Source organism: Streptomyces anatolicus, assembly GCF_019400875.1.
GTDB lineage: Bacteria > Actinomycetota > Actinomycetes > Streptomycetales > Streptomycetaceae > Streptomyces > Streptomyces anatolicus.
Map to the genome: position 1 here is coordinate 1 of NZ_WMBF01000410.1, position 5746 is coordinate 5746.

Below are 5746 nucleotides of genomic sequence, written 5' to 3' on the forward strand. Positions count from 1 at the left end.
CGACGAGGAGACCCCCGGGGTGCCGGGGCCGCGGGGCGGCGAGAGCGGCGGCTTCGGGACGGGCTCGGACACGGCCGGGTACGAGACGGCGTATGAGTCGGCGTACGAGGCGGCGGGCGGAGAGTGGGAGCCCGGGGTGGCCGGGCGGATCTCGGACCCCTACGGAGTGGGCGAGACGAAGCCCTGGCACGGAGCGGTGCCGCGCGGGCCCGGCGCCGGTGCCGACGGGCGGGGAGGCTCGGCTCGGCGTGAGGGTGCTTTCCGGGGCGAAGGTGCCGGCCGAGGTGAAGCCACCGTCCCCGGGCAGGGCGTGACCCGCGCTCAGGGCGGCCACGGTCTGGGCGTGAGCCAGGGCCAGGGCCAGGGCCAGGGCCAGGGCTCGGGCCACAAGGAGCACGGAGAGGTCGGCGAGGAGTACCGGAACCGGGAGCAGGGCGTCCCGGAGCAAGGGGAGTGGGGCACGCCCGAGGGCGAGGCGGCAGGGCTGCGGGGGCCCGCCACCGCGCTGGCCGCCGAGCGGGCCCGGCACGCCCGCATGGTCGTCGTCGGCGCCGTCACCGAGCGGTGGGCGCCCGAACAGGCCGGCCCCGTGCACGAGAACTGGCAGCTCGCCGCGCCGATCGGGCCCGCTACCGACCTGTGGGCCCTCGGGGCGCTGCTCTTCCGCGCCGTGCAGGGACACGCGCCCTACCCCGAGGACAACACCGCCGAGCTGGTGCAGCTGGTGTGCGCCGAGCCGCCCGCCTTCGCCGAGGAGTGCGGCCCGCTGCGGCCCGTCGTCGAGTCCCTGCTCCGCCAGGACCCCACCGAGCGGCTCGACTTCGAGGAGCTGGGCGGCTGGCTGCGCTCGTTGGTGCGGTCCGCGCCGGAGCCGGAGGCCGGGGCGCATGTGGTGCCGGTGCCGCCCTACGACGCCGGACGGCTGCCCGTCGTACGCCGCAGGGGCGAGGTCGTGCGCAGGCGGCGTGCGGCGGCGCCCGCCACCACGGGGCACGGGCGGCACAAGCGGGGGCGCGGCAAGGACGTGCGGGCCGCGCGCGCCTCCCGTGACCGCGAGCCGCGAAGGGTCCGCGAGACCGCGCCGCCGCGCGAGCCCAGGCTGGTCCACGAGATGGGGCCGAGCCGCGCGCCGCGGGCCGGGGGCCCGGCGCGGCCGCGCTCGCTCGGGCGGCTGCTGCTCCTCGCCATCCTCGTCGGGCTCGTCGCGGCGATCGCGTACGCGATGTTCTTCATGCCCAAGAGCGACGACAAGGCGTCGGGCGACCGCGCGGGGACCGTGGGCGAGGCGAGCACGGACCCCGGCCGCGAGGAGACGGCGCCGCCCGGCGATGACAAGCCCGGCGATGACAAGCCCCGCGATGTCGAGCCCAGCAGAAGCCCCAGCTCGCAGGAGCCGCAGACCTCCGGCCCCGAGCTGCCGCAGGGGTTCGCGCTGCGCAAGGACGCGGAGGGCTTCCGGGTCGCCGTGGCGCGCGGCTGGGACCGCCAGCCGAAGAACGGGCGTGGGCAGGTTCGTTACACCCACGGCGCATTCGAACTGCTCGTCGTGCCGGGCCGCGACACCACGGACAGCTACGGCAGCGACCCCATGGAGTACCAGCGCGAGCACGAGCGCGAGCTGCAGCCGTTCCGCGACTCCTCCTGGGCGACCTCCAGCGGCATGCGGCGCATCGACGTCGGCGGACGTGCCATGGCCGAGGGGCAGTTCACCTGGCAGGACGCGCAGGGACGCGAGATCTACGTACGCAATCTCGTGATGGTCGTCGGCGGGAAGTACCACGTCGTGCAGGTGCGCGGGCCCGAGGCGGAGCGGGACGAGGTGTCGCGGCTGTACGAGCAGGCGTCGAAGTCGTATCAGGTCTCCGGTTAGCCCGAACCAGCAGGCGTCCGGCCGGCCCTGGCCAGGTCTCTGTGGCCCCCTGTGGTTCCCTGCGCGCTCTTCCCTCCTTAACCTGGCCTTGTCAAGACCATTGCGGGGGAACGTGAATCAGAGCCATGGCCTGCTCCTCGCGGGCCGCTACCGACTCGGGGAGCCCATCGGACGCGGTGGCATGGGACGCGTGTGGCGCGCCCAGGACGAGGTGCTGCACCGTGCCGTCGCCGTCAAGGAGCTGACGGCCGCGCAGTACGTGCAGGAGGGCGACCGCGCGGTCCTCTTCGCGCGTACGCAGACCGAGGCGCGCGCGGCCGCCCGGATCAACCACCCCGCTGTCGTCACCGTCCACGACGTGGTGGAGTACGACGACCGCCCCTGGATCGTGATGGAGCTCGTCGAGGGCTGTTCGCTGGCGGACGCCGTCAAGGAGCGGGGTCGCGTCGAGTCCGTCGAGGCCGCCCGCATCGGCCTGTGGACCCTCAGGGCCCTGCGCGCCGCGCACGCGGCCGGGGTGCTCCACCGTGACGTCAAGCCCGGCAACGTCCTGCTGGCCGAGGACCGGCGGATCCTGCTCACCGACTTCGGGATCGCGGCGATCGAGGGGGACTCGACGGTCACGCGGACCGGCGAAGTCGTCGGCTCCGTCGACTATTTGGCGCCCGAGCGGGTCAGCGGCGCCACCCCGGGCCCGGCGTCCGACCTGTGGGCGCTCGGCGCCACGCTCTACACGGCGGTGGAGGGGAACTCCCCGTTCCGGCGTACGTCACCGATCGGCACCATGCAGGCCGTGGTCATGGAGGAGCCCGCGCCGCCCGGGCACGCGGGCGTCCTCGCGCCGGTCATCAGCGCCCTCCTGCGCAAGGACCCGGCGGCCAGGCCCACCGCGGAGCAGGCCGAACTGATGCTCGCCGAGGCGGCGGAGGGACGGCGGCCGAGCGGGATGCGGGCGTACATGCCGACGCGGGCGCACGGGCGGCGCCCTGGGCCCGGGCGGGGTGGTTCCGACACCGGGCGGCGCGGCCCCGGTTCCGGGCGGGGTGGTCGCGCCTCCGGGCCGGGCGGTCCCGACGCCGCCACCGTGGTCGAGGGGGCTGCCGCCGGGGGCCGGGACGCGGCGGGCGTCGGCGAAGGCTCCGCCGGGACAGCCGACGGGCCCGCGCTCGCACCACCCAGCAGCCCCTCCGACCGCCTCTCCCGCAGCCCATCCGACCGCCTCTCCGGCCGCTCCTCCAAGCACCCCTCCGGCAGCCGAGGCTGGCCCGCCATCGTCGCCCTCGCCCTCGTGGCCGCGCTGGTCGGCGGCGGTGGCGTCTTCGGCTATCTGCACTTCATGGGCGACGACGACGGCCGGACGCGCTCCCCGGCGGCCGACGGCGGACCGGGCGAGACCGTCAGCGGCATCCCCGAGAACTGGCGGCGGGTGCACGACCCGAACGGCTTCAGCCTCATGCTGCCCAAGGGCTGGAAGCGTGAAGTCGACGGCGACCAGGTCGACTACACGCCCGACGGCGGCCGCCGATTCCTGCGCATCGCCGTCGAGAAGAACCCGCAGTACGAGACCTCGTACCTGCACCAGCTGTCCCTGGAGAAACCCCTGCGCAAGAAGCTGCCCGACTACCGGCGGCTGCACCTCAACTCCAACACCTTCCGCGACCAGCGGGGCGCCCTCTGGGAGTTCAGCTGGACCGCGGGGGCGAACGACACCACCGCGGGTCCGCGCCGCGCCATCGAGCAGATGTATATCGGCCGTGACGGCGTCGAGTACGGCCTCTACATGTCGGCCCCCGCCGACAACTGGGCGAGCACCAGGCAGCAGTTCGACGCGATGCTGCGGGGGTGGCGGGAGGGCTGAGCGCCCCCGCGCGCTCCTGGGGCATCCGGTGCGCCCCCGATGCGCCAAACGACTGCGGCCGGAACCCGCCCGCCGCGCGGTGAGACCCATTCCGTTCGCACACCTGTGGGGCATGATGGCCGCATGGGGAGCCTGGGAGACCGCGCAGGTGGGGGCCGCGACCGTGTGATCGCCGGCCGTTACCGCCTGGAGGCGCGGCTCGGCCGGGGCGGGATGGGAGTCGTATGGCGCGCCACCGATCTGCTTCTCGGGCGTCAGGTCGCCGTGAAGGAGCTGGAGCGGGACGAGACGCTCGCCGACACCGAGGCGACGCAGCAGCACGAGCGTTCCCTGCGTGAGGCGCGTGCCGTGGCCCAGCTGCGACATCCGCACATCGTCGTCGTCCATGACGTGGTCGTGGAGGACGAACAGCCGTTCATCGTGATGGAGTTGATCGACGGCGGTTCGCTGGCGGGCCGCATCGCGCGGCACGGGCCGCTCGACGCGGACACCGTCGCCCGCATGGGCATCGATCTGCTCGGCGCCCTGAGCACCGCCCACGAGGCGGGCATCCTGCACCGCGACCTCAAGCCCGCCAACGTCCTCATGGAGCGCGACACCGGCCGCGTCGTCCTCACCGACTTCGGGATCGCGCAGGTCACAGGGGCGACGACGCTCACGGAGGTGGGGTCGTTCGTCGGCTCGCCCGAGTACACCGCGCCGGAGCGCATCGCGGGGGAGCACACCGGCCCCGAGTCCGACCTCTGGTCGCTCGGCGCGCTGCTCGTCACCGCGCTCGCCGGTGAGTCGCCCTTCCGCAGGGACTCCATCGGCGGGGTCCTGCACGCGGTCGTCTACGAGGAGATACGCCCGCCGGAGAGCGCGGCACCGCTCCTCCCGGCCGTCCTCGGCCTCCTGGAGCGCGACCCCCGGCGGCGCCTGGCCGCCGCGGAGGCGGAACGGCTGCTGCGCGCGTACGTCGACACGGGCCGCATGCCCGAGCTGCCGGGGAACGGCAGGGCCGGCCCGGTCATGCCCGCGCACGGCGGCTTCATCCACACGCGCCGCGAACTGTTCCCGGGGCGCGCCGAGCCCGCCGGGCCGCGGGGCCGCCAGAGCCGGGTCATGCTGATCGCCGCGGCGCTGGTGGCGGCCGTGGCCGGGGCCGGGGTCTCGGCCACCGCGCTCCTGCTGGGCCGGGACGGGGACGGCGGTACGCCGACCAACTCGGCCTCGCCCTCCACCACCGTCGGCGACCCGACCCCCACGGTGACGGTCACTCAGAGCACGCGTAAGCCCGAACCGGCCCCGCCCAAGCCGTCCACGCCCCAGCCGCCCGAGGGCTACCGGTTGGCGAAGGACCCCGAGGGCTTCACGATCGCCGTGCCGAAGGGCTTCGAGCGGAAGACCGACGGGCCCCGGATCTTCTACATCTCGCCGAGCGGCACCTACCGCGTCGGCATCAAGGAGACGGACCCGGAGCCGGGCGGCCCGCTCGCCGCGCAGCGCCGCGCCGACATCGAGGGGCCGCGGAACAACCCCGGCTACCGCAACAGCGAGATCACCGAGACCACGCGCAACGGCCGCCCCGCCGCCCTCTGGGAGTTCACCTGGGACGGCTTCAGCGAGACGGAGGGCGAGCGGCACACGTACGACCTGTGCTGGGAGGAGGGCGGCAGGATGTACGACGTGTGGGTCTCGGGCCCGGCGGAGCAGGCGGAGCAGACGCGGAAGTACTTCGACACGGCGGTCGACACGTTCGTACGCAGGTAGCGGCGGGCCCTGCGCGCCATGTCTCCCGCGTGACCTCGTGCATCACCCCGGTCACAAGTGGGAGGCCTGGCTGGAAACTGAGGTACCCCGCACGGTAATCATGGGGGCATGAGTAATGACGGGGGCACCTCATACGGCCCGTACGAGCCCACAAGCTACGGCCTGCAACCGCCGCGACAGCCCGGCGTCCCCGGACAGCCCAACGCCTCCGGACAGCCCAGCGCTCCCGGCCGGCCCGGCCCGCACGGTGGTGCCCACCCCGGCAA

General features: G+C 74.4%; 3 protein-coding genes. All 3 read left to right on the plus strand.

Features of this window, described 5'->3' with window-relative positions:
* Window positions 1-1870 (plus strand): serine/threonine kinase C-terminal domain-containing protein (locus GKQ77_RS26210; protein ID WP_504739868.1); only part of this gene is annotated, 1870 nt, incomplete at its 5' end.
* A 112-nt stretch (window positions 1871-1982) separates the two neighbouring features.
* A complete protein-coding gene (locus GKQ77_RS26215) occupies window positions 1983-3728 on the plus strand; it encodes a serine/threonine-protein kinase (RefSeq protein ID WP_219691400.1) in 1746 nt (581 codons plus the stop codon).
* A gap of 123 nt (window positions 3729-3851) precedes the next feature.
* Window positions 3852-5480, plus strand: a complete 1629-nt coding sequence (locus GKQ77_RS26220) for a serine/threonine-protein kinase (protein ID WP_219691401.1) — start codon at window positions 3852-3854, stop codon at window positions 5478-5480.
* Window positions 5481-5746: the final 266 nt, after the last annotated feature.